Origin of the sequence: Roseomonas populi (assembly GCF_024594815.1) — a bacterium.
In the GTDB taxonomy this organism is placed as follows: Bacteria; Pseudomonadota; Alphaproteobacteria; order Acetobacterales; family Acetobacteraceae; genus Roseomonas; species Roseomonas populi.
On the sequence record NZ_JANJOU010000012.1, the window covers coordinates 47,054 to 69,358 of the forward strand.

The window sequence follows — 22,305 nt, forward strand, 5'->3', positions numbered from 1 at the left end:
GGCGCGGCAGGGCCGGGTCAGGGCCGCGCCAGCTTCCGCACGATGGCCCGGATCCCGGCCGCCCCGAGCGGCGCCGGATCGACGGAGCGGTGGATCATGAGGCCCTCGATCAGCGCGTCCAGCGCCCTCGCCGTGCCCGGCTCGAAGTGCTGCCGCAGGGCGGCCTGGCTGCGCTCCATCCAGTCCCTCATCACCGAGCGGAGCGGCGGGTGGCGGGCCGCGAAGGCGTAGAGCTCGTAGCTCAGGAGGAGGGTGCGCTCGTTGGAGCCGGGTTCGCCGAGGATGATGTCCACGACGGCCTCCTCTGCCTCCTCCGTCGTGCGCGCGGCGCCGAGGCGCCCGGCGAACTGCCGCGACATGCTCTCCGCGAGGCGTGTGAAGGCGGTGTGGAGCAGGTCCTCGAGCCCGGCGAAGTGGTAGGTCATCGATCCCAGCGGCACGTCCGCCCGCTCCGCGACCCTGCGGTGGGTGGTTCCCGCCACGCCGTGCGCGGCGATGACGTCCAGCGCGGCTTCGATGATGCGGTCGCGTCGCTCGGGGTCGTGTCGGCGGGGCCTGGTGGTCAAGTCGCACGTTCCGGTGATCCGCCGTGGCGCCTGGGCTGCCGGGCTTCCCACCCGATATGTACGCCTGTACGCATCGTCGCAAGAGGCCTGGACGGGGTCCTTGTGGACCGGCGGGTGCCCGGGCCGGGTGCTGGAAGGGTGGCGATGCGCAGCGAGCGTGAGAAGATGCTGGCCGGGGAGCTGTACGACGCCCTCGACCCCGGCCTCGTCGCGGACCGGTACAGGGTCCGGGACCTCTGCCGGCAGCTCAACGCCTCCAGCGATGCGGAGGAGGAGATGCGGCGCGGGCTCTGCCGGCAGATCTTCGGGAAGGGGGGCGACACGGTCTGGATGCAGCCGCCCTTCCACTGCGACTACGGCTCCAACATCGAGCTGGGCGAGCGCGTGTTCTTCAACTTCAACTGCGTGGTGCTCGATGTCTGCCGGGTCCGCATCGGCGACTTCACGCTGTTCGGGCCGGGCGTGCAGATCCTCACGCCGATGCACCCGCTCGACGCGGCGCTGCGCCGGAAGGAGGAGTACGGCAGGCCGATCGACATCGGCGCGGACGTGTGGGTCGGCGGCGGGGCGCTGATCCTGCCGGGCGTGACGATCGGCTCGGGCGCGGTGATCGGGGCGGGCAGCGTCGTCACGCGCGACGTGCCGGCCGGTGTTCTCGCCGCCGGCAACCCCTGCCGCATCATCCGCGAGATCACCGGAGAGGAGCGGGAAGCGCGGGCGTCCCGCTCCTGACGGCAGGCCCGGAAAGGCCCCGGGCGCGCGGCGGTTACCCGGCGGCCCGCACCAGCGGCTCCAGCCCCGTCTTCTGCAGCGCGGGCGCCGCCTCGGGGGAGGCGAGGTAGCGGATCAGGGCGCGGGCCGCCTCCGGCTCCCGCGCGTTCGCCGCGATGCCCGCGCAGAAGATGGTGGGCTGCTGCACGGCCTCCGGGATGGTGCCTAGGTAGTCGATCCCCTCGATCGGCAGCAGCTCGCTCACCTGCTGAAAGCCGATCTCGGCCTCGCCGCGCGCCACCACCGTGCCCACGCGCTCGCTGTAGATGCGGCGGCTCTTGGCCATCAGCTCGTCGTGCAGGCCGAGCTTCCGGTACATCTCCGTCTCGATGTAGACGCCGCTCGCGCTGGCCGAGTAGGCGATGGACTTCGCGGCCAGCAGGGCCTGGCGGAAGGATTCCAGGCTGGAGATGTCGGGCCGCGGCGCGCCCTTGCGCACGGCCATGCCGATGAGGGAGCGGGCGATGTCCACCCGGCTGCCCGGCTGGGCCTGGCCCTTGGCGATCAGCGCCTCCAGCCCGTCCGCCGCCAGCAGCACCACGTCCGCCGGCTCCCCCCGCGCCAGGCGCTGGGGGATGGCATCGGGCGCCGCGCCCATGGAGGCGCCCTGGTGGGTGGTGAGCTTGTGGCCCGTGCTGCTCTCGAAGCCCGGGATCAGGGAGCGGTAGGCGGCGGTGAGGCCGCCCGAGGTCAGCACCACCACCTCCGCCGCCGCGGCGCGGCGGGCGAGGAAGGGCAGGGCGGCGGCGCCCAGCAGCAGGGCGCGGCGCGAGGCGTGGATCATGGCGGTCCTCCCGGTTTGGCGGGAGGCTAGAGCCGATTTCCCGGCAGTGGAACCGCGGGCGCGGGGGGGGCGCCTTCCCGGCCGGCCTCCCGGCGATGTTCATGCGTATTCCGGAATGGACGGCGGCGTGGCATTCCCGTCCGATGCTCAGGCAAGCCCTCCGCCGCCTTCGCGCCTGCCTTGTCGCGGCCCTTCCGCTCGCCCTCCCGGCCTGCGTGGCTCCCTGCGATGGAGGGCCGAGCACCACGGTGGGGGTGGCGCTGCAGAACCGCCTTCCCGTCATGCCGGTGGAGGTGAACGGCAGGCCAGTTCCCTTCGTGATGGACACGGGGGCCTCCCTCACCACCCTCCTGCCGGAGGGCGTGGCCGTGCTGGGCCTGCCCGTGGACCGGCTGCGCTTCTCCAGCGGCGTGGGGATCGCCGGCGAGACGCGGGCGCAGAACGTGCTGCTCTCCCGGATGCGGGTGGGAGGGCACGACCTGCGGAATTTGTCGGTCCCGGTCGCCGCCTATTCCCGGCCGGGCGGGGCGCGCGTGGCGGGGCTGCTCGGCGCGGACCTGCTGCGGATCTCCGAGGTCGAGCTGGACATGCCGGCCCGCCGCGTGACCCTGCATGACGGGCGCCGGTGCCGCCTGGCGGCGATGCCCGGGCAGGGCGCCTACGACGCCATCCCCGTCGCGCTCGTGGGGGGCGGGCTCATGGTGCTGCCGGTCGAGGTGAACGGGCAGCCGATGCGGGCCCTCTTCGACACGGGGGCCGAGGCCAGCCTGCTCCGGCGCTCCCTGGCGCCCGCGATCGGGGTGACGGAGCAGGAAGTGACGAGGCTTCCGATGGGGACCGCCCATGGGATCGGGACGGGGGGCGTGGAGGTCCGCCTGCTCCGGGGCGTCACGGTCCGGATCGGGGCGGAGAGGATGGCCGGTGCGTCACTGCTCCTCGGGCCCTTGCCGGCCTCCGCCCCTTTCGACCTCATTCTCGGGCAGGACTACATCGGGGGGCGGCGGTTCTGGCTCTCCTATGCCGAGCAGCGCCTCTACGTGCAGAGGCCCGGCGGGCGCTAGACCGCCGGAGGGCGGGAGCGGGATGGCGGGGGAGCCGGCCATCCGCGGCCTCAGAGCAGGGCCCGCAGCAGCACCGGCGCCAGCAGGGCACTGACGAGGGCATTCAGCGCCATGGCGATGCCGGCGAAGGTGCCGGCCACCGGGTTCACCGTGAAGGCGCGGGCCGTGCCCAGCCCGTGCGCGGCCAGCCCCGCCGCGAAGCCGCGGGCGCGCATGTCCTTCATCCCCATGGCGTTCATCACGGGGGTGACGATCACCGCCCCGATGGCGCCGGTGATGAGGACGAGGACGGCCGCCAGGGCCGCATCCCCGCCCAGGCTCTCCGCGATGCCCATGGCGATGCCGGTGGTCACCGATTTCGGCGCGAGCGAGGCGAGGACGGGGCCGGAGACGCCGAGGGCGCGGGCGATCAGCAGGGCGGAGAGCATGGCGGTGATGGAACCCGCCAGCAGCGCCGCCGCCATGGGCAGGAGAGAGCGCAGCACGGTGTGCCGGTTGCGGTAGAGCGGCACGGCCAGCGCGACGGTGGCGGGGCCGATGAGGAAGTGCACGAACTGCGCGCCCTCGAAATAGGTGCGGTAGGGCGTGCCGGTCGCGTAGAGGACGCCCGCCGCGATCACCACGGCGATGAGCATGGGGTTCGCCACGGGGTGGCGCCGCAGCAGGGCCGAGATCCGGTCCGCCGCCAGGTAGGCCAGCAACGTGACCGTCAGCCAGAGGAGCGGCGTGCGGGAGAGATAGACCCAGAGAGAGAAATCGGGGTCGCTCATGCGCCGGCCTCCTCCTTGCTGCCGCGGCCCGTCATGCGGGCGACGGCGACGAAGACGAGGGCGGTGACGACAAGGCCGAGCAGGGTGGAGACCACCAGCGAGGCGGCGAGCGCGAACCAGTGGGCCGCCAGCACGTCCATCCGGTTCACCACCCCCACCCCGGCCGGGACGAAGAGGAGGGTGAGGTTCATCAGCAGCCCGTCCGCCGGGCCGGTGACGAAGCGGGTGTCCAGCGGTTCTGCCAGCAGGTCATTCCCGAGCAGCAACAGGAGCAGGAGCACCATGCCGACCACGGGGCCGGGCAGGGGCCAGCCCGTGCCGTGCACCAGCGCCTCCCCCACGAGTTGGCAGAGAAGGATGAGGGCCGCGCCAGGGATCATGGGTGGGGTTTAGCGAGGATCGTGCCGGGGCGGCCCCGCGATCCCGTCGCATCGCCCATGCCGCCCCGTGGGAGGGGCCGGGGAAGTCCCGCGCGGAGGTGATGGGCCCCCGGCTTTCCCGCGGGAGCGGCCCTCCGTAACCTCCGCCCGATTCGGAGGGGGCCAACATGGCGGACGGGATCGAGGCGGCCTGGGACCGGGTTGCGGAGCTGGCGCGCACCCCCGGGGCGGGCGCCATCCGCCCGCTGATGGCCGATGCGGCCCGGGCGGCGCGCCTTACCCGCCGGGCGGGGGACGTGCTGGCGGACCTGACCAAGACCTCCCTTTCCGCCGAGGTGCTGGACGCGCTGCTGGCCCTGGCCGGGGAGCGCGGCGTGCTGGCGGCGCGGGACGCCATGGCGCGCGGCGAGGCGATCAACACCACCGAAGGCCGCGCCGTGCTGCACATGGCGCTGCGCGGGCCGCGTGGGGCCTTCAAGGCCGGAAGCGAGGACGCCTCCGCCGAGGTGCACGACACGCTGGACGCCATGCGCGCCTTCTGCGCCCGGGTGCATGGGGAACAGCGCTTCACCGACGTGGTGAACATCGGCATCGGTGGCTCCGACCTCGGGCCGCAGATGGCGGCGCGGGCGCTGTGGCGCGCGGGGATGCCGATGCGCGCCCACTACCTCTCCAACGTCGATGGCCATGCCTGGGAGGCGATGCGCCACGGGCTGGACCCGGCGCGCACCCTGGTTCTGGTGGCGAGCAAGACCTTCACCACCGCCGAGACCATGGCCAACGCCCACCTGGTGCGGGACTGGCTGCGGGCGGGGCTGGGCGAGGCGGAGGCGGGGGCGCATCTCGTCGCGCTCTCCACCAACCTGAAGGCCACTGCCGCCTTCGGCGTGCCGGAAGGGCAGGTCTTCGGCTTCAAGGATTGGGTTGGCGGGCGCTTCTCCATGTGGTCGGCCATAGGGCTCTCGGTCGCGCTGGCCTGCGGGTGGGAGGTGTTCCAGGCGCTGCTGGACGGCGCGCGGAGGATGGACGAGCACTTCCTCTCGGCCCCGGCCGAGGAGAACCTGCCCCTGCTGATGGCGCTGGCGGAGGTGTGGCACGTGGACATGCTGGGCTACCCCACCCGCGCCGTGCTGCCCTATGACGAGCGCCTGGGCCGCTTCCCCGCCCATCTCCAGCAGGTGGAGATGGAGAGCCTGGGCAAGCGCGTGACGTTGGGCGGGCTGCCCGTTTCCCGCCCGACCGGCCCGGTGGTGTTCGGCGAGCCCGGCACCAACGCGCAGCACTCCTTCATGCAGCTGCTGCACCAGGGCACCACGCCTGTTCCCGCCGACATCGTGCTGGTGGCGAACCCCGACCACGGCTTCGAGGAGAACCACCGCCAGCTTCTCGCCAACGGCCTCGCCCAGGCCGAGGCCCTGCTGCGCGGCCGGGACGCGACGGAGGTGCGGGAGGAGATGGAGGCGAAGGGGATGGACGCCGCCGCCATCGCGGCGCTGCTGCCCCACCGCCTCTTCCCCGGCGACCGTCCCAGCACCACCCTGCTGATCCCGCACCTGGATGCGGGCACGCTGGGGCAGCTCGTCGCGCTCTACGAGCACAAGGTGTTCTGCCTCGGCGCGCTGTGGAACGTGAACGCCTTCGACCAGTGGGGGGTGGAGCTGGGCAAGCAGCTCGCGGGGGTGCTGGTGCCGGAACTGGCGCCAGGGGCGAAGCCGGGGGCGCACGATCCCTCCACCACGGCGCTGATCGCGGAGATCCACCGGCTGCGCGGGGAATAGGGCGTTCGAGGGAGGGGCGGCCTTCCCGGCGGCGGTTGACGCCTGGGCATCGGGCGTGTTCTCGGACGCCCCTTCCCGATGCCGGCGCGCCGCGCCGATCCCAGGCCCCGAGTACCCATGATCCGCCTCGATTCCATCAGCAAGCAGAGCGGCCAGCAGCTTCTCTTCATCGATGCCTCCGCCGCGCTCCAGCGCGGCGAGAAGATCGGCCTCGTCGGCCCCAACGGCGCGGGCAAGACCACCCTGTTCCGCATGATCACCGGGGCCGAGCAGCCGGATGAGGGCCAGGTGCTGGTGGACCGTGGCGTCACCGTCGGCCTCTTCAGCCAGGATGTGGGGGAGATGTCCGGCCGCACCCCGGTGGCGGAGGTGATGGACGGCGCCGGCGATGTCAGCACGGTCGCGGCCGAGCTGGCCGCGCTGGAGGCCGCCATGGCGGACCCGGAGACGGAGGACCTGGACGCCGTCATCGAGCGCTTCGGCGAGGTGCAGGGGCGCTTCGAGGAGCTGGGCGGCTACGCGCTGGAGGGCCGCGCGCAGGAGGTGCTGGCAGGGCTGGGCTTCAGCGGGGAGATGATGGAGGGCGATGTCGGCAAGCTCTCCGGCGGCTGGAAGATGCGCGTGGCGCTGGCGCGCATCCTGCTAATGCGCCCGGACGTGATGCTGCTGGACGAGCCGAGCAACCACCTGGACCTGGAGAGCCTGATCTGGCTGGAGGGGTTCCTGCGCGGCTATGACGGCGCGCTGCTGATGACCTCGCACGACCGCGAGTTCATGAACCGCATCATCAACAAGGTGGTGGAGATCGATGGCGGCGCGCTGAACTCCTACACCGGCGACTACGAGTTCTACGAGGCGCAGCGCGCCATGAACGAGCGCCAGCAGCAGGCGCAGTTCGAGCGCCAGCAGGCGATGCTGGCGAAGGAGATCAAGTTCATCGAGCGCTTCAAGGCGCGCGCCTCCCACGCCGCGCAGGTGCAGAGCCGCGTGAAGAAGCTGGACAAGATCGAGCGCGTGGAGCCGCCGAAGCGCCGGCAGACCGTGGTATTCGAGTTCGGCCAGGCGCCGCGATCCGGCGACGACGTGGCGAGCCTGAAGGGCGTGCACAAGCGCTACGGCAGCAAGGTGATCTACGAGGGGCTGGACTTCCTGGTGCGCCGGAAGGAGCGCTGCTGCGTGCTGGGCACCAACGGCGCCGGCAAGTCCACGCTGCTGAAGCTGGTGGCGGGCTCCACCGCGCCGGATGCGGGCACCGTCTCGCTCGGCGGCAGCGTGAAGATGGGCTACTTCGCCCAGCACGCCATGGAGCTGCTGGACGGGGAGCGCACCGTGTTCCAGGCGCTGGAGGATGCCTTCCCGCAGGCCGCGCAGGGATCGCTGCGGACGCTGGCCGGCTGCTTCGGCTTCTCCGGCGACGAGGTGGAGAAGCGCTGCCGCGTGCTCTCGGGCGGGGAGAAGGCGCGGCTGGTGATGGCGCGCATGCTGTACGACCCGCCGAACTTCCTGGTGCTGGACGAGCCGACCAACCACCTGGACATGGCGACGAAGGAGATGCTGATCGCGGCTCTCTCGGACTACGAGGGCACGATGCTCTTCGTCTCGCACGACCGGCACTTCCTGGCCGCGCTGTCCAACCGCGTGCTGGAGCTGACGCCGGAGGGCATCCACCAGTACGACGGCGGCTACACCGAGTACGTGGCGCATACCGGGCAGGAGGCACCCGGCCTGCACGCCTAGGTCCTGGCCGCCCGAGAGGATCGGGGCAGGCTCGCCGGCGATATCGCCGGGGCCGCCCGCCCCATGATCCGCCGGCCGGGGCGCGTTACCGGCCTGGGACTGTCGCCGTGACCTCGATCGCCGCGTACCAGGCGGCGAGATCGGCGATCTGCCCGTCCGTCAGCTCCCTGGCCACGATGTTCATCTGCTCGTTCTCCCGCTCCCTGGCGCGATAGGCGCGGAGCTGCGCCGCGACATAGGCCGCATTCTGCCCGGCCAGGTTCGGGGCTTCGGGCAGGGTGGCGATGCCGTCCTGCCCGTGGCAGCTGGAGCAGACGCCGGCGGCCAGCCGCCGGCCCGCGCGCGGATTTCCCTCCTGGCCTTGCGCGTGGGCGGGGACGGTGGCCGCCCCCGCCAGCAGCAGCACCGCCAGGACCGCTCCCCGTCGCATCACCGCCTGCTGCGGTCATAGGAGATGCGGTAGACGGCGCCCGCCATGTCATCCGAGACAAGCAGCGATCCGTCGCGTAGCACGGCCACGTCCACGGGGCGGCCGAGATACTCGTTCGTCTCCTCGTCCAGCCAGCCCTCGGCAAAGGGCTTCTGCTCCTTCACCGACCCGTCCGGGTTCAGGAAGGTCACCATCACCCTCGCCCCCACGGGCTCCGTGCGGTTCCAGGAACCGTGCTGGGCGTTGAAGATGGCGCCGCGGTACTCCTCCGGGAACATCCGGCCGTCGTAGAAGGTGATGCCGAGGTCGGCGGCGTGGTTCTGCGTCTCCACCGCCGGGAAGACCGCATCGGCCGGGGGCTGCGCCTCCGCGTATTCCCGGGTGCGGACGCGGCCGCCGCCATACCAGGGGAAGCCGAAGTTCTGCCCCGCGGCGGTGATGCGGTTGATCTCGCCGGGCGGGGTGTTGTCGCCCATGCCGTCCACCTGGTTGTCGGTGAACCACAGCTCGCCGGAGCCGGGCCGGAAGGCGATGCCCACGGAGTTGCGGATGCCGCGCGCATAGACCTCGCGGTTCTTGCCGTCGCGGTCCATGCGGATGATCCCGGAGATGCCGACCCGGTTGTAGAGCTCCATCTTGGCGGCGGGCGGCACGTTGAAGGGCTGGCCGAGGGCGATGTAGAGCTTGTTGTCCGCCCCGATCCGGCAGACCCGGGCGCCGTGGTTGAAGCTCTCCTCCGCGGTGGGGACGAGCCCGCCCTGCGGCACCACCACCTCCGCCGCCACGTCCGGGCTCTCGTAGAAGAACTCCGCCGCGGGGAAGGCGACGACGCGGTTGTGCTCCACCACGTAGAGGATGCCGTCCGGCGAGAAGCAGAGACCGTTCGGCACGGAGAAGCCGACGGAGGGGGCGAAGACCTTCACCTCGTCCGCCACCCGGTCGCGGTCGCGGTCCGTCAGCGCCCAGACCCGCGTCTTGCGGGTGCCGACGAAGACCACGCCCGAGGCGCCGACCGCCATGTGGCGGGCATCCGGCACCACGGCGTAGAGGTCGATCCGGAAGCCCTCCGGCAGGCGGATGCGCTCGAGATTGCGGCGCAGAGCGTCCGCGCGGCGGCCTTCCTGGGGCACCGTCTCGATCTGCAGGGAGGTGCCGGTGGTGCGGAACTGCTGCAGGCGGTCGAGGTTGTCGGGCTGCCCCTGGGCCTGATTCGGGGCCTGGCCCTGTCCCGCTCCCTGGGCCCGGCCCGGCACGGGCCCTGGCGCCGGCGGCCGGACGGAGGGCGGCGTCTCGCCCGGCATGGAACCGCCCGTGTTAGACGGGGTGCCGCGGCCCGGCAGGGGCTGTTGTTGCTGGGCCAGTGCGATCGGCGCCACCGAGGCCATCAAAAGGCCCGCACCGAGCAGAAACGCCTTCCCTTTCATGAACCTACCCTCCCGTTTTTTGGGCGCCGTAACGAACGCCTTCGGGAGGATGCGCAGGCTGCTGACACGGCAGCGGTGACATGGCCGTGAGGAAGGAGGCCGGGCCCCTTCGGGCGGGCGGCATCTCGGGGGGGCCGCACCCTTGGCGCCCGCGGAAGGCGGGTTCAGACTTCCGGCCGTGCGCCCGGGTGGTGCCGCAGGGGGGAGGCGGGTGATGGCGGGTTTCGGACGTCGGGCGATGTGGCCGCTCGGGCTGGCGACGCTGGCCGCACCGGCCCTGCTGCGGGCGGGCACCGCCGCGGCGCAGGACGGCCCGGTCGCACGCCCGCCGGCCGGCGCGCTGCGCGGCGCCGCGCCCGACGGGGTGCTGGCCTTCAAGGGCATTCCCTACGCCGCGCCCCCGGTCGGGCCGCTGCGCTACCGCTCGCCCCAGCGCCTGCCCACCTGGGCCGGGGAGCGGGACGCGACCCGGGCCGGCGCCGCCCCGATCCAGACCATCCCGCCCTGGGCGACCTGGCTCTACGACAGGCCGGCCCAGATGGGGGAGGACTGCCTCACCCTCAACATCTGGACGCCCGCGCTGGAGGGGCGCCGCCCGGTCATGGTCTGGATCCATGGCGGCGCCTGGCGCACGGGGGAGGGCGTGGCGGCCGGCAATGACGGCGCCGCGCTGGCCCGGCTGGGCGACGTGGTGGTGGTGACGGTGAACTACCGCCTGGGCGCGCTGGGCTTCCTCGCCCATCCCGCGCTGAAGGATCCGGAAACGCGCGCGGCGGCGAACTGGGGCGTGCAGGATCAGGTGGCGGCGCTGCGCTGGGTGAAAGTGAACATCGCGGCCTTCGGTGGCGATCCGGACAATGTCACCCTCTTCGGCCAGTCGGCCGGCGGCACCAGCGTGGCGAACATCGCGCCGAACCCGGCGAACCGCGGCCTGATCCACAAGATGATCATCCAGAGCGGCGCCTTCCTGGGCCCGCCCGACCTGCCGGACGTGGCGGGGGCCGCCGCCTATGCCGAGGCGCTGGCCGCAAGGCTGGGAACCACGGTGCCCGGCCTGCGCGACGCGCCGGCGGAGGGGCTGCACACGGCGGAGCTGGCGCTGGCGCGGGAATGGGGCGCGCAGAATGGCGGGCGCGTGCCGGTGCTGCCGATCGCGGACGGCGTGGTGATCCCCGCCGTGCCGCGCGGCGCGAGGCTTCCCGCGATGCCCTTGCTGATCGGCACCACGCGGGACGAGGCGGTGTTCTGGTACGACCTGCTGGACCCTGAGGGGCGCCGGATTCCCGGCCTGCCATCCCCCACCGACGATGCCTCGCTGCTCCGCATGGTGGGCGCGCTGAAGGAGGGCAGCCGCCCGCGCGCCACGGCCACGGCGGAGGCAGTGGTGGAGGCCTATCGCCGCGCCGCCGCCGGGCGGGGCGGGGCGACGGACCCGAATGCCCTGTGGATGGCTGCCTACACCGATCTCCGCTTCCGCCTGGACGCGCTGGAGACGGCGCGGCGCCACGCCGCCTCCGGCCAGCCGGCCTTCCTCTACGAGTTCGTGCATCCCCTGGCCGGGAAGGCGCGGGGCGTGCCGCACTGCGCGGAGATCCCCTTCGTCTTCGGCACCCACACCGATCCCTACTTCGCCGCCAAGTCCGGCACGGGGCCTGCCGAGGTGGCCTTGGCGAAGGCGATGATGCAGGGCTGGTCCAGCTTCGCACGGACGGGAGTGCCATCCTCCGACGAAGGCGGGGCCTGGCAGGCCGTGGCCTCCGGCGGGGAGGGCGTGAACCTGCTCGGGGGCGAGGGCGGCCCGCGCCGCGTCGTGCCCGTGGTGCGGGCGGAGGAGCTGGAGGTCTGGAACCTCTGAGGGCCGTGCGGGGCGGCCGCGCCGCCCCGTCCCGCCTTCAGAACCGGAACTGCATCCCGCCATAGACGCTGCGCCCGAAGCCCGGCTCGTAGATCGCCGAGGCGGCGGTGGCGATCGGGGCGACGGAGGCGCTGGAGATGTAGCGCTTGTCCGTCAGGTTCCGGCCCTCCAGGAACACGGACAGCCCGTTGCTGAACGTCCAATCCCCGCGCAGGCCGAGCAGCGCGTAGGAATTGCCCTGCACCGTGTTGGCATTGTCCGCGAAGAGGCCGCGCGGCACCCACTCCACATTCGGCGCGATGCTGGCGCCGGCGGGGTGGCGGTAGCGCAGCTCCGCCCGCAGCAGGTGGCGCGGCACGCCCGGCAGCTCGTTGTCGCCGTAGCGCGCGTCGCCGTCGAAGTGGAAGTCGTTCAGCGTGTAGGCGCCGCGGAGCGTCAGGCTGTCGTTCTCCGCCAGCGCGCCGCGCAGCGCGGTCCAGCTTCCCGCGGCCTCGATGCCCTGGTGGATCGTGCGGTCGGCGTTCAGCGCGAAGCTGGCGCCCGTGCCGGTGGGATCGAAGAGCTGGATCTCGTCCCGGATCCAGGACCGATAGAGGGCGAGTTCCCAGCCCAGGGTGCCGGTGCGCCCGCGCGTGCCGATCTCCAGCGTGCGTGCCCGCTGCGCCTTGAGGGATGAGAAGCCGGAGGAGGCGAGCGGGGTGAGGTCGCTGATCGTCGGCGGCTCCGTGGACCAGGTGAGGTTGGCGAAGGCCTGCCAGGCCGGCGTCACGTCCCACACCGCGCCGATGCGGGGGTTGGAGTAGCGGTAGGTGGTGGAGCCGGAGCCGTCGCCGTCCGAGAGGAACTTGTCCCGGCTGGCGCGGTAGGCCTCGCCGAGCTGGATCCCCGCCACGAGGCCGAGGCTCGGCAGGACATAGACCGTGTCCTGCAGGATAACCGTGTTCGTGCGCGCCCGGTCGGTGGAGGCGTAGGTGAGCCGCCCGGCGTGGCCGGTGAGGTTGACGTAGCGCCGGTTGTCATGGGTGCCGAGGCCGAAGGTGCCGCCGACGAGGCCGACGTTCCGCAGCCCGGCCACCGTGCCCTCCAGCGTCAGCCGGGCGAAGCCGTTCACGTCGTCCGTGCGCTGGTCGATGTACTGGAAGATCGGGTGGTCCAGCTCCCGGTGGACGAAGGAGATCCCCGTCTCCAGCGCCACCCCGGGTGCGATGCGCCAGGTGGTGCGATTGCCCACCCGGTTGCTCTCGATGTTGCGCTGGTAGTCCAGGGCCAGGTTCGCCGCTGCCGCCCGGCGCGGGTCGGAGAGCGCCAGGGCGCGCGTCAGCGTGCCGGGGATGCGCTGCTCGATGTTGTTGTAGCCGTAGTAGAAGCGGGTCTCCACGTCGTCCGTGATGCGCCAGCCGACATTGCCGTTGAAGCGGCGGCTGTTGCCGTTGGAGTGGTCGCGGAAGCCCTCCTGGCTCAGCGCGGAGAGGCTGGCCCAGGCGTCGAAGGCGCCGGATGCCACGCCGTAGGCGGCCTGCGCCCGGTAGAAGCTGTAGCTTCCCGCCTCCCCGCGCAGCAGGGCACCCGGGGCGCTGTGGCCGGTGGGGGTGACGGCGTTCAGCACCCCGCCGAGCGTCGCGGCGCCGAAGCCGAAGGCGTTGCCGCCGCGATAGACCTCCATGTGGTCGAGGGTGAGGGGATCGAGCTCCTGGAAGTCGCCGGAGCCGTCGGCCTGGTTCAGCGGAATGCCGTCCTGCGTCAGTTGCACGCCGCGCAGGTGGTTGTTCCGGGCGATGCCGGAGCCGCGGATGGAGAGGCGCGAGTCCTCCCCCCATTTCGGCTGGACGAAGACGCCCGGCTCGAACTCCAGCACGTCGCGCAGCGTGGTGACGCCGGCGCGGATGCGGATGTCCTCCGCGGGCACGACGGAGACGTTGCCGGGCACCTGGCGCAGCGCCGCCTGGGCATCCGCGGTGTCGCGGGCGGTCAGCGCGCCGGGGGCGCCGCTGACGGCGACCTCGGGGACAGGGATGGGGGAGGGCTGGGCGAGCGCGGAGGACAGCGGCAGCGCGGCCGCGAGCAGCGCGGCACCGAGCGGGCCGGCATTGGGGCGGGACATGGAAGGGAAATCCTGACGGCATGACGGGGCCGCGCCGGCAGGGGCGCGGCGGCGGGGGCATGGCGTTCAGGCGGCGGGCGGTGCCCGTGGCTGTTGCGGCGGGGCGCGCGGGGGAAGGGGCGGCAGCCCGGCCCGCGTGGGTTCCGGCGGCGGGGCGGGATGGGAGGGGCGCAGCGCCAGCACGGCGGGTTCCGGCGCCGCCAGCGCCGCCGGGGCGGCGTGCAGGTCGCAGCAGGTGAGGTCCGGCGCGGCCTGGACGGGCCGCCCCTCATCGTCCAGCAGGACGGTCCGCGTGCCCTCGTGCGTGCAGAGCTCCACCCGCGTGGCGCTGGCCAGTGCCGCCAGGGCGCGCGCGTGCGGCAGCGCCGCCCCGACCCATTGCAGGAGCAGCAGCAGCGCGACGAACCGCGCGAATCGTGTGACAGGGCTGCGCACAACTTTCCGTTACCAGAATGTGTCCGGGAAAAGGAGCAGCATCACTCACCATTTCTTTACGGAAATGAGAGAGGGTCGCCCCCCGCGGCTTGTGCCGGCGCTGCGGAAGCCCCATCCCTCCCGGCGTGAGCCTCTCGGTCATTCGTCGCCTGCCCCCCACCACCGCGGACCGCATCGCCGCCGGCGAGGTGGTGGAGCGCCCGGCTGCCGCCGTGAAGGAACTGGTGGAGAACGCGCTGGATGCCGGCGCCCGCCGCATCGCCGTGACGCTGGAGGGCGGGGGTATCGACCGCCTGGTGGTGGAGGATGACGGGCGCGGCATGGGGCCCGAGGACCTCGCGCTCTGCATCGAGCGCCATGCCACCTCCAAGCTGCCGGACGAGGAGACGCTGTTCCGCATCGCCACCCTTGGCTTCCGGGGAGAGGCGCTGCCCTCGATCGGCGCCGTCTCACGCCTGACGATCACCTCGCGCCCGAGGGAGGGGGAGGCGCACGCCATCCATGTGGAGGCGGGCCGGGTGGGGGAGGTGGCGCCCGCCGCGGCCCCCCCGGGCACGCGGGTGGAGGTGCGGGACCTGTTCTTCGCCACGCCTGCCCGCCGCAAGTTCATGAAGACCCCGGGCACCGAGGCCTCCCACGCCGTGGAAGCGGTGCGCCGCCTGGCCCTGGCCTGGCCGGAGGTGGGGTTCCGCGTGACGGTGGAGGGCCGCACGGCACTGGACCTGCCCCCCGCGGACCGAGCCGGCCGCGCCGCCGCCCTGCTGGGGCCGGATTTCGCGGCGGCCAGCGTGGCCGTGCAGGGACAGTGGCCGGATCTGGTGCTGGAGGGGCTGGCGGCCCTGCCCACGCACCACCGCGCGACATCCGCCGAGCAGCACCTCGTAGTGAACCGGCGGCCGGTGAAGGACCCGCTGCTGCGCGCGGCGCTGCGCGTGGCCTACCGGGACGTGCTGGCCTCCGGGCGCTACCCCGTGGCCGCGCTGTTCCTGGAGATCCCGCCGGACCGGGTGGACGTGAACGTGCACCCCATGAAGACGGAGCTGCGCTTCCGCGACGCGGGCGGGGTGCGCGGGGCGCTGATCGCCTCTCTGCGCCGGGCGCTCGGCACCGGGGCCGGGGTAGGGATGGCGCGCGGCGGCTGGGATGCCGGCGCGGCGCCGGAGGGGGCGCCCGATCCTGCCTGGCCTAGCCGCGCCGGGCAGGCTCTGGAGGACGGGCTGGCCCCGGCCCCCTGGCCGGCCGCTTCCGCCCCCGCCGCCCCGCGCGGCTTCGCGGAGACCGGCTTCGCTTTCACCGCCCCGCCACCGGCCCAGCCCTTCCAGCCGCGCTTCGCCCTGCCGCCCGGCGCCCTCTCCGTGCCCGCCGAGGCGCCGCCCCTGCCGGATGGAACGGGGGAGGGGCCGCTGGGCCGCCCGCTGGCGCAGATCCTCGATACCTATGTCCTGTCAGAGGCGCCGGACGGCGCGCTGGTGCTGGTGGACCAGCACGCGGCGCATGAGCGGCTGACGCATGAACGGCTCTCGGCCCAGCTCGTGGCCGGGGGCGTGCGGTCCCAGCCCCTGCTGCTGCCGGCGGTGGTGGACATGCCCGCGGGGGACGCCGCGCGGCTGGCGGAGCGGGCGGAGGACCTTGCGCGGCTGGGGCTCGAGATCGAGGCCTTCGGGCCGGGCGCCATCCTCGTCCGCGCGCTGCCCGCCCTGCTCGGCACGCCGGAGCCGGGGCCGATCCTGGCCGACATCGCCGCCGAGCTGGCGGAATGGGAGGAGAGCACGGCGCTGGAGCGCCGGCTGGACGCCGCCGTGGCGCGGCTGGCCTGCCACGGGAGCGTGCGCGCGGGGCGGCGGCTCAACGCCCCGGAGATGGCGGCCCTGCTGCGGGAGATGGAGGCGACGCCGCGCGCCGCCACCTGCTCCCATGGGCGCCCGACCTTCCTGCGGCTGGGGCCGGGGGATCTGGCGCGGATGTTCGGGCGGACGTGACCTAGAGCGGGTCCATCGCGATCGTCGTGTGCCCCTCATGCGCCAGCAGCGGCTCCACCCCGTGCCGGACTTCCGGCTCGCGATAGCCCCCCGTCCAGACCCAGCGGAGCGACCGGCGCAGGTGCTCCGCCCCGTTCCGCTCGAACCAGCGGCCATGGGCGAAGACCACCCGCTCCGGCTGCCAGGCCAGCAGCCGCCCCGCGGCCTCGGCCAGCTCGGCGTGGCGCCACTTCACCACGGCGCGCAGATAGGGCGGCGGCATGCCGTCCGGCGCCGTGATGCCGAAGAGGCGGGCGATGGGGCGGAGGGGGGCAGGCAGCTTCGAGGGCTCCAGGTTCATCACCAGGTCCGTCATCATCAGCGTGCGGCTGGGGCGGTGGAACATCGCCATCTCGTGGAAGCCGATGGCGCCGGGGATGCCCACCACCTCGATCACGCCGCCCCAGGATTCGGGCGGGGTCTCGCCCAGATCGTAGTCCAGCCGCACGCCGCTGCGGCGCACCTGCCCGCGCTCCCGCAACCCGGGGGCTGCCCAGCTCGCCGCCTCCGGGCAGGCCTGCTTCCAGTCCTTCAGGAACATCCAGTGCGCGATATTGGGCGCCACGAGGTGGCGGATCGGCCCGATCCGCTCCAGCGCCGCCTTCAGCGCCAGGGTGAAGGGGGTGGGGGAGTGCAGGAGGAGCCCGCCATCGGGCAGGCGGACCACCGTCATCCGCACGCCGATCGGCGCGCCCGGCATGACGCTGTCCACGATCCACACGTCCTGCGCGACCGGCTTCGGCACGTCCAGCGGCGGGTAGCCCACCTGCCGCGCATGACTCTCGTCATCGCGCCCGAGCAGCCGCCCCACCGGGCCTGAGCCCTGGCCCGGGCCGCGCTTCGGCTCGGCGCTGCTGAGGGCGACCACGGCCAGTTCCGCGAGGCCGAGGCCGACCAGCAGGTTGCGGGAGGGGCCGTGCCGCAGCGCCAGCCCCTGCCCGACCAGGGCCAGGCCGCCCAGCGCGTCCAGGGCGAGGTGCTGGCGCATGGAGAGCGCCGGCTTCACCCCGCCCTCGTAATCCGTGACCAGCGCGTAGCCGGTGTGGAAGGCGCTGGCCGTGCCGAGCGCCCGCCGGGCCGCCGGGTGCAGGCCGCGATGGGTGGAGAGGCCGCCCAGCAGGGCGGCCACGCCGTAATCGATCATCCCGTGGATCCGGGTGGGAATCATGGCTGCGCGTCCCGTCCTGCTTCCCTCGCGCAAACGAGCCGGGGGCGGGATGGATGCGCCATGTCGGCGTTCTTGACGGCGCCGGAGGCGCGAGGGCGCAATCCCTCCCATTAACAATGCTTTATGTTATGGCCCGCGGCTTGCTCCCGCTGAGGACACCTCAGCGAAGCGGGAGAGCGGCCATGAAGTCCTGGATCATCGCGATCGGCGCCGCTGTCCTGTCGGCCTGGACCGGCGCGGCCCCGGCGAGGGCGGACCGGATCGTGACCTTCGTGCAGACCGGCGGGGCGCAGAACCCCGGCAGCCCGCAGGGCCCGTTCCAGGGCGTCTACGGCTCGGGCTACCTGGTCCTGACCGATCAGGCCTTCGCCGATGGGGTGGACCTGCTCGTAGTGGACGGCTCCTTCGGGCCGTCGCCGGTCCGGGTGGACGGCCTGGTGGACATGCGGTTCGCCACGGGCTTCGGCGGCGTCGGCCTGGCCGCCTCGCTCTACGAATTCCTCAACCCGCCGCCCTTCAGCGCGGTCGCCCCGCGCTACGAGCTGCGGCTCACCAGCGCACCCGGCGGGCTGCCGACGGGCGTTGTCGCCTACAACAACACCGAGACGGATTTCCGCTTCACCCTCGGCGACCCGTTCGGCTTCGCGGCCACCGCCTCCGATCGAGGTGGCGGGTGCCGCTTCGGGTGCACCATCACGGGCTACAGCATCGTCACCGTGCCGGAGCCCGCAGGTCTCGCGCTGTTCTCCGCCGGGCTGATCGGCCTTGGCTGGGTCAGGCGGCGGGGCATGGCCGCCTGAGGTCCCGCATCCGGCGCGGCGGATACGGGCCGCGGCTCTCCCGCGGGGTGTTCCCGATGGCCCCGGCGCCAGGGGCGCCGCGGGCGTCGGTCACGGCGCCTGTCGCGCGCCGGATGGGCGCCGCGCGGCCTCCGTCACGGCCCCGTCCCGGGGGCGGGAGGGAGGTCCGCCGGCTGCCCGGAGGGCTCAGCCCTCCTCCTCGTCGTCCACGCCGCGCAGGTCGCAGGCGATGACATAGGCGGGGGAGCCGTCCTCGGCCTCCATCTCCTCGATGAGGTCGATGCCGTAGATGTCGATCTCGCCTTCCTCGCCCTCGTCGCCGCCGAGCATGATGCCGAGCGCGACGGGGCGGGAGGGATCGAGCTTCTGCAGCTCGGCGATCAGGGCGCCGACCGTCATGGTCTCGGTGGCCTGGGTATCGTCGGACATGGAATGCGCTCCTGAGGGCCGCTGCGATGTGGCAGGCCCGGGCGGGCGCGGCAAGGGCGGGCGCGGGTTATTCGCGCTTCATCCAGCCGTTCGGGCCCTGCTGCCAGTAGGTCAGGGCGTGGCCGGCGGCGCGGGCCCGGCGCCAGCGGTCCCGTGCCGCCTCCAGCGCGGCGGGGTCGTTGCCGTCGAACAGGTCGAAGACCCGGTCATAGGCCTCCGGCCGCGCCGTCTCCGCGCCATCGGCCAGGAAAAGGTGGCGGGCGCCGTTGGGGGCGTCGTCCTCCACCGTCAGCCAGATCGGCTGCAGGTCGGGATCGCCTGCGGCCGGGGTGCCGTGGGGCAGCCAGTCCGGGTCCGGGCAGGTCCAGAGGGCGGCGTCCAGCGCCGACAGTCGCTCCGGCCCGCCCACCCGCACCACGGCACGGCCGCCGGTGGCGAGCACGCGGCCGAGCAGCTTCGGCAGCGCCACCTCCAGCGCCGTGCGGGTCAGGTGGTAGAAGCCGATCTCGGTCATTCGAAGCGGTCCGCCACCAGCCGGTCCAGCAGGCGCACGCCGTAGCCGCTGGGGCCGGGCGGGAGAGGGTAGGAGCCGGCCTCGCGCCCCTCCTCCCGCAGGTCCATGCCGGCGATGTCCAGATGGGCCCAGGGAACCGTCCCTCCGCCTTCCGGCGCCGCGAAGTCGCGCAGGAAGGCGGCGGCGTGGCAGGCATCCGGCAGGAACTTCCCCGCCCAGCCCGGCCCGCCCCCGCCCGGGGGCAGGCAGTGGCGAAGGTCGGCGATCTCGCTCGCCAGGTCCTCGCGATGCCTGCGGCCGATGGGCATGGGCCAGAGCGGCTCGCCCACCGCCTCGCCCGCCGCCATCGCCGCGTCGCGCAGCGCGTCGTCGTTGCCGAACAGCCCGGCGCGGTGGTGGCCGAGGGCGGAGATGATGCTGCCCGTGAGCGTGGCGAGGTCCAGGATGGCCGCCGGGTTCAGGCCGCGCGCGTGGTGCAGGGCGTCCGCCAGCACCAGCCGCCCCTCCGCATCCGTGTCCACCACCTCCACGGTCAGGCCGGAGGCCATGCGGAGCACGTCGCCGGGGCGGTAGGAATCGGCGTCCGTCATGTTCTCCGCGATCGCGAGCACGGCGGTGGCCGGGGCGGGGCTGTCGCGCAGGGCCAGGGCCAGGATCGCGCCCGCGCAGGCGGCGGCGCCGGCCATGTCGGCCTTCATCGCCTCCATCCCGGCGGCGCCCTTGATGGAGACGCCGCCCGTGTCGAAGGTGATGCCCTTGCCGACGAAGGCGACGGGCGGCGCGTCGGAATGCCCGGGCCAGCGCAGCTCCACCAGCCGGGGCGGGTGGGCGGAGCCGCGCCCGACGGCGAGCAGCCCGCCATAGCCGTGCCGCTCCAGCCAGCGGCGGCCGCGCACGGTCACCTCGATCCCGTGGGATTCCAGTTCCCAGAGACGTTCGACGAAGATCTGGGGCGTGAGGCGGTTGGCGGGCTCCGCCGCCAGGTCCCGCGCCAGGCCGGCGCCGCGCAGCATCGCCCGCGCGCGGGCGATGCCCGGCTCGTGCGCCGCCGCGTCCTCCACCAGCAATTCCAGCCGCCGCAGGGCGGGGGGCGGGGTGGCGCCGTAGAAGGGCAGGCGGTGGGCGCGCATCCCCGCGCCGATCGCGAGGGCGGCGACATCCCCGGGCGGCAGGCCGCGCGCGTCGATCACCCCGCGCCGCTCGCCCGACCGCTCCTCTCCCGCCAGGGAAACGGCGGCCAGGGAGGCGGCGGCCAGGGCGCCTGCGGCCTCCATCCCCATCGGGCCGGGGGCGACGCCGATCAGCCACGCGGTGCGGTCCCCCAGCGCGCCGTCCAGGCGCAGCGCCTCGCCCCGGGTGGGATCGAAGCCCGCCGCGGCGGCAGCGGCGGCGTAGCGGTCCGGCAGCGCCGCCCCGGGCCGGACCGGAAGGGCGAGGGGGGCGCCACCCTCCGCCCGGGCATCAGGCAATTCGGCGAGGCGGAGCTTCAGCATGCCGGCCTCAGCATCGGGCGGGGGCTTCGGGCGCGCCGTTCACGCCCTAGCGGCGCGGCCGGCGCGTGGCCGGGCGGCGGGGCGCGCGCGGGACAGGGGCGCCGGATTCCGCCGGGCGGGTCACGGCGTCCGGCGTGGGCACCAGCGGCTCGGAGGCCGGCGTTCCCTCGGAGAGGGTGGCGGGGGAGGCACTGTCGGCGCCGCTCACCAGCGCCGTCTCCTCCTCGGCCGGCTCGGGCGCGGGGGCGGCGGCGAGGCTGCGGCCCTCGTGGTGCTCGGCCACCATCCGGTCCAGCAGGCGAACGCCCCAGGCCGTGGCGCCCTTCGGCACGGTGGGCTGGTCCTTGCCGCTCCAGGCCACGCCCGCGATGTCCAGATGCGCCCAGGGGCAGCCATCCACGAAACGCTGGATGAACTGGGCGGCGGTGATGGAGCCGCCCGCGCGGCCGCCGCCCACGTTCTTCATGTCCGCGATGTCGGAGCGGATGGCGCGGTCATAGGCATCGCCCAGCGGCATGCGCCAGGCCAGTTCCCCCACCGCCTTGCCGGCCTCCTGGATGCGCTGCGCGAGCCCGTCATCGTTGGAGAAGAGGCCGGCGTGCTCGTTGCCGAGCGCGACGATGATCGCGCCCGTCAGCGTGGCCAGGTTCACCATGAAGGCGGGGTCGAAGCGCTTCTTGCAGTAGGACAGCACGTCGGCGAGGACGAGGCGGCCCTCCGCGTCCGTGTTGATCACCTCGATCGTCTGGCCGGAATAGGAGGTGACGACGTCGCCCGGGCGGGTGGCGGTGCCGGACGGCATGTTCTCCACCAGCCCGACGAGGCCGACGACATCGACCTTCGCCTTGCGCCCGGCGAGGGCCGCCATGAGGCCGGAGACGACGCCGGCGCCGGCCATGTCCCACTTCATGTCCTCCATCCCGCCCGCAGGCTTGATGGAGATGCCGCCCGTGTCGAAGGTCACGCCCTTGCCGATGAAGGCCAGCGGCTTGCTGTCCTTCTTCTTCTGGTCCGTGCCGTTCCAGCGCATCACCACCATGCGCGGCGGCTGCGCGGATCCCTGGGAGACGCAGAGCATGGAGCCGAAGCCGAGCTTCTCCAGGTCCTTCTGCCCGAAGACCTCGACCTCCACGCCGAGCTTCTCCAGCTTGCGCAGCCGGTCGGCGAATTCCGGCGGGTTGAGGATGTTGGCGGGCTCGCTCACCAGCTCCCGCGTCAGGAACACGCCCTCGGCCACCGCCTTGCGGGAGGACCACTCGGCGCGGGAGGCGGCGGGGTCCTCGCAGAGCACCTTCACGCCGGTCAGGCGCGGCTTGTCCTCGGCCTTCTCCGTGGTGCGGTAGCGGTCGAAGCGCCAGGCGCGCAGCACGGCGCCGAGGGCGATGTCGGCGGGTGTCGCGGCCCCCTTGCCGCTGGACGGGCCACCATTCGTGGACAGGGCGCGGGCGTCGATGGCGGCGAGACTCTCCTTGCCGAGGGCGGTGACGGCCGCGCCGCCCGCCGCCTCCGCCGCGGTGGCGTCCAGCGCGTCGCGCTTGCCCAGGCCGATGAGGACGAGGCGGGAGAGGCCGCCGCCCGGGGCATAGAGGGTCGCGCTCTGCCCCTTGCGGCCCTTGAACTCCGCCGCCGAGATCCCGCGCGCGAGGTGCCCGCCCAGCAGCCGGTCCCACTCGGCCACGAGGCCGCCGCCCAGGTCGTCCTCGGCGAGGGGAAGGACCAGGGCGCCGCTCTCGGGCAGGGTGGGCTTGGCGAAGGCGATGTCGAGCATGGGGGATTCCGGTACCGAACCCT

The 22,305-nt window shown here is 73.5% G+C and carries 20 protein-coding genes; 7 read left to right on the forward strand and 13 right to left on the reverse strand.

The features are described 5' to 3' along the window. Positions 1-17: 17 nt before the first annotated feature. On the reverse strand, positions 18-566 hold the full coding sequence (locus tag NRP21_RS15230; protein WP_257717075.1) for a TetR/AcrR family transcriptional regulator: 549 nt from the start codon (positions 564-566) through the stop codon (positions 18-20). A gap of 144 nt (positions 567-710) precedes the next feature. On the opposite strand from NRP21_RS15230, the gene NRP21_RS15235 reads away from it, so the two are divergent. Then, on the forward strand, positions 711-1,298 hold the full coding sequence (locus NRP21_RS15235; protein ID WP_257717076.1) for a sugar O-acetyltransferase: 588 nt from the start codon (positions 711-713) through the stop codon (positions 1,296-1,298). A 34-nt stretch (positions 1,299-1,332) separates the two neighbouring features. Here the strand turns inward: NRP21_RS15235 and NRP21_RS15240 are convergent, their stop codons facing one another. After that, complete coding sequence (locus NRP21_RS15240) at positions 1,333-2,121, reverse strand: substrate-binding domain-containing protein (RefSeq protein ID WP_257717077.1); 789 nt, start codon at positions 2,119-2,121, stop codon at positions 1,333-1,335. A gap of 143 nt (positions 2,122-2,264) precedes the next feature. Between NRP21_RS15240 and NRP21_RS15245 the strand changes: the two genes are divergently transcribed. Then, positions 2,265-3,182, forward strand: a complete 918-nt coding sequence (locus NRP21_RS15245) for a retropepsin-like aspartic protease (RefSeq protein WP_257717078.1) — start codon at positions 2,265-2,267, stop codon at positions 3,180-3,182. A gap of 50 nt (positions 3,183-3,232) precedes the next feature. Here the strand turns inward: NRP21_RS15245 and NRP21_RS15250 are convergent, their stop codons facing one another. Both NRP21_RS15250 and NRP21_RS15255 read right to left on the reverse strand, forming a co-directional pair. Further along, positions 3,233-3,952, reverse strand: coding sequence for an LrgB family protein (locus NRP21_RS15250; RefSeq protein WP_257717079.1), 720 nt, complete (start codon positions 3,950-3,952; stop codon positions 3,233-3,235). Further along, positions 3,949-4,332: a CidA/LrgA family protein gene (locus NRP21_RS15255; protein ID WP_257717080.1), complete on the reverse strand. Its 384-nt coding sequence runs from the start codon at positions 4,330-4,332 to the stop codon at positions 3,949-3,951. The genes NRP21_RS15250 and NRP21_RS15255 overlap by 4 nt, the downstream gene beginning before the upstream one ends. A gap of 167 nt (positions 4,333-4,499) precedes the next feature. Between NRP21_RS15255 and pgi the strand changes: the two genes are divergently transcribed. Together pgi and NRP21_RS15265 are read left to right on the forward strand one after the other, a co-directional pair. Beyond that, the gene (gene pgi / locus NRP21_RS15260; RefSeq protein ID WP_257717081.1) at positions 4,500-6,110 is read left to right on the forward strand and encodes a glucose-6-phosphate isomerase; all 1,611 of its coding nucleotides are present in this window, start codon (positions 4,500-4,502) and stop codon (positions 6,108-6,110) included. A gap of 117 nt (positions 6,111-6,227) precedes the next feature. Beyond that, positions 6,228-7,847 carry an ABC-F family ATP-binding cassette domain-containing protein gene (locus NRP21_RS15265; protein WP_257717082.1) on the forward strand — a complete coding sequence of 540 codons (1,620 nt, stop codon included), beginning with the start codon at positions 6,228-6,230 and terminating at the stop codon, positions 7,845-7,847. An 85-nt stretch (positions 7,848-7,932) separates the two neighbouring features. Here NRP21_RS15265 and NRP21_RS15270 read toward each other — a convergent pair whose 3' ends face one another. Together NRP21_RS15270 and NRP21_RS15275 are read right to left on the reverse strand one after the other, a co-directional pair. Further along, complete coding sequence (locus NRP21_RS15270; protein WP_257717083.1) at positions 7,933-8,277, reverse strand: c-type cytochrome; 345 nt, start codon at positions 8,275-8,277, stop codon at positions 7,933-7,935. Further along, the gene (locus NRP21_RS15275) at positions 8,277-9,701 is read right to left on the reverse strand and encodes a PQQ-dependent sugar dehydrogenase (RefSeq protein WP_257717084.1); all 1,425 of its coding nucleotides are present in this window, start codon (positions 9,699-9,701) and stop codon (positions 8,277-8,279) included. Before NRP21_RS15275 ends, NRP21_RS15270 begins: the two co-directional genes overlap by 1 nt. 214 nt (positions 9,702-9,915) lie before the next feature. Between NRP21_RS15275 and NRP21_RS15280 the strand changes: the two genes are divergently transcribed. After that, positions 9,916-11,556 carry a carboxylesterase/lipase family protein gene (locus NRP21_RS15280; RefSeq protein ID WP_257717085.1) on the forward strand — a complete coding sequence of 547 codons (1,641 nt, stop codon included), beginning with the start codon at positions 9,916-9,918 and terminating at the stop codon, positions 11,554-11,556. A gap of 37 nt (positions 11,557-11,593) precedes the next feature. On the opposite strand, the gene NRP21_RS15285 is transcribed toward NRP21_RS15280, so the two are convergent. Both NRP21_RS15285 and NRP21_RS15290 read right to left on the reverse strand, forming a co-directional pair. Next, on the reverse strand, positions 11,594-13,657 hold the full coding sequence (locus tag NRP21_RS15285; RefSeq protein WP_257717086.1) for a TonB-dependent receptor family protein: 2,064 nt from the start codon (positions 13,655-13,657) through the stop codon (positions 11,594-11,596). Positions 13,658-13,723: 66 nt separating this feature from the next. Beyond that, positions 13,724-14,092, reverse strand: a complete 369-nt coding sequence (locus NRP21_RS15290; protein WP_257717087.1) for a DUF2946 family protein — start codon at positions 14,090-14,092, stop codon at positions 13,724-13,726. 125 nt (positions 14,093-14,217) lie between these two features. Here NRP21_RS15290 and mutL point away from each other — a divergent pair, with 125 nt between their 5' ends. Then, positions 14,218-16,071 (forward strand): DNA mismatch repair endonuclease MutL, encoded by a 1,854-nt coding sequence (gene mutL, locus NRP21_RS15295; protein ID WP_257717088.1) that lies wholly within the window; start codon positions 14,218-14,220, stop codon positions 16,069-16,071. A gap of 1 nt (position 16,072) precedes the next feature. Here mutL and NRP21_RS15300 read toward each other — a convergent pair whose 3' ends face one another. Next, on the reverse strand, positions 16,073-17,278 hold the full coding sequence (locus NRP21_RS15300) for a DUF4336 domain-containing protein (RefSeq protein WP_257717089.1): 1,206 nt from the start codon (positions 17,276-17,278) through the stop codon (positions 16,073-16,075). A gap of 182 nt (positions 17,279-17,460) precedes the next feature. On the opposite strand from NRP21_RS15300, the gene NRP21_RS15305 reads away from it, so the two are divergent. Then, positions 17,461-18,078 (forward strand): PEP-CTERM sorting domain-containing protein, encoded by a 618-nt coding sequence (locus NRP21_RS15305; protein ID WP_257717090.1) that lies wholly within the window; start codon positions 17,461-17,463, stop codon positions 18,076-18,078. Positions 18,079-18,264: 186 nt separating this feature from the next. Here the strand turns inward: NRP21_RS15305 and NRP21_RS15310 are convergent, their stop codons facing one another. The 4 genes from NRP21_RS15310 to NRP21_RS15325 all read right to left on the reverse strand — a co-directional run bounded on the left by NRP21_RS15310 (position 18,265) and on the right by NRP21_RS15325 (position 22,282). Next, a complete protein-coding gene (locus tag NRP21_RS15310) occupies positions 18,265-18,507 on the reverse strand; it encodes a hypothetical protein (RefSeq protein WP_257717091.1) in 243 nt (80 codons plus the stop codon). 67 nt (positions 18,508-18,574) lie between these two features. Further along, positions 18,575-19,021: a DNA polymerase III subunit chi gene (locus tag NRP21_RS15315; protein WP_257717092.1), complete on the reverse strand. Its 447-nt coding sequence runs from the start codon at positions 19,019-19,021 to the stop codon at positions 18,575-18,577. Continuing rightward, a complete protein-coding gene (locus NRP21_RS15320; RefSeq protein WP_257717093.1) occupies positions 19,018-20,514 on the reverse strand; it encodes a leucyl aminopeptidase family protein in 1,497 nt (498 codons plus the stop codon). Before NRP21_RS15320 ends, NRP21_RS15315 begins: the two co-directional genes overlap by 4 nt. A 46-nt stretch (positions 20,515-20,560) precedes the next feature. Next, positions 20,561-22,282, reverse strand: coding sequence for a leucyl aminopeptidase (locus NRP21_RS15325; protein WP_257717094.1), 1,722 nt, complete (start codon positions 22,280-22,282; stop codon positions 20,561-20,563). Positions 22,283-22,305 lie beyond the last annotated feature (23 nt).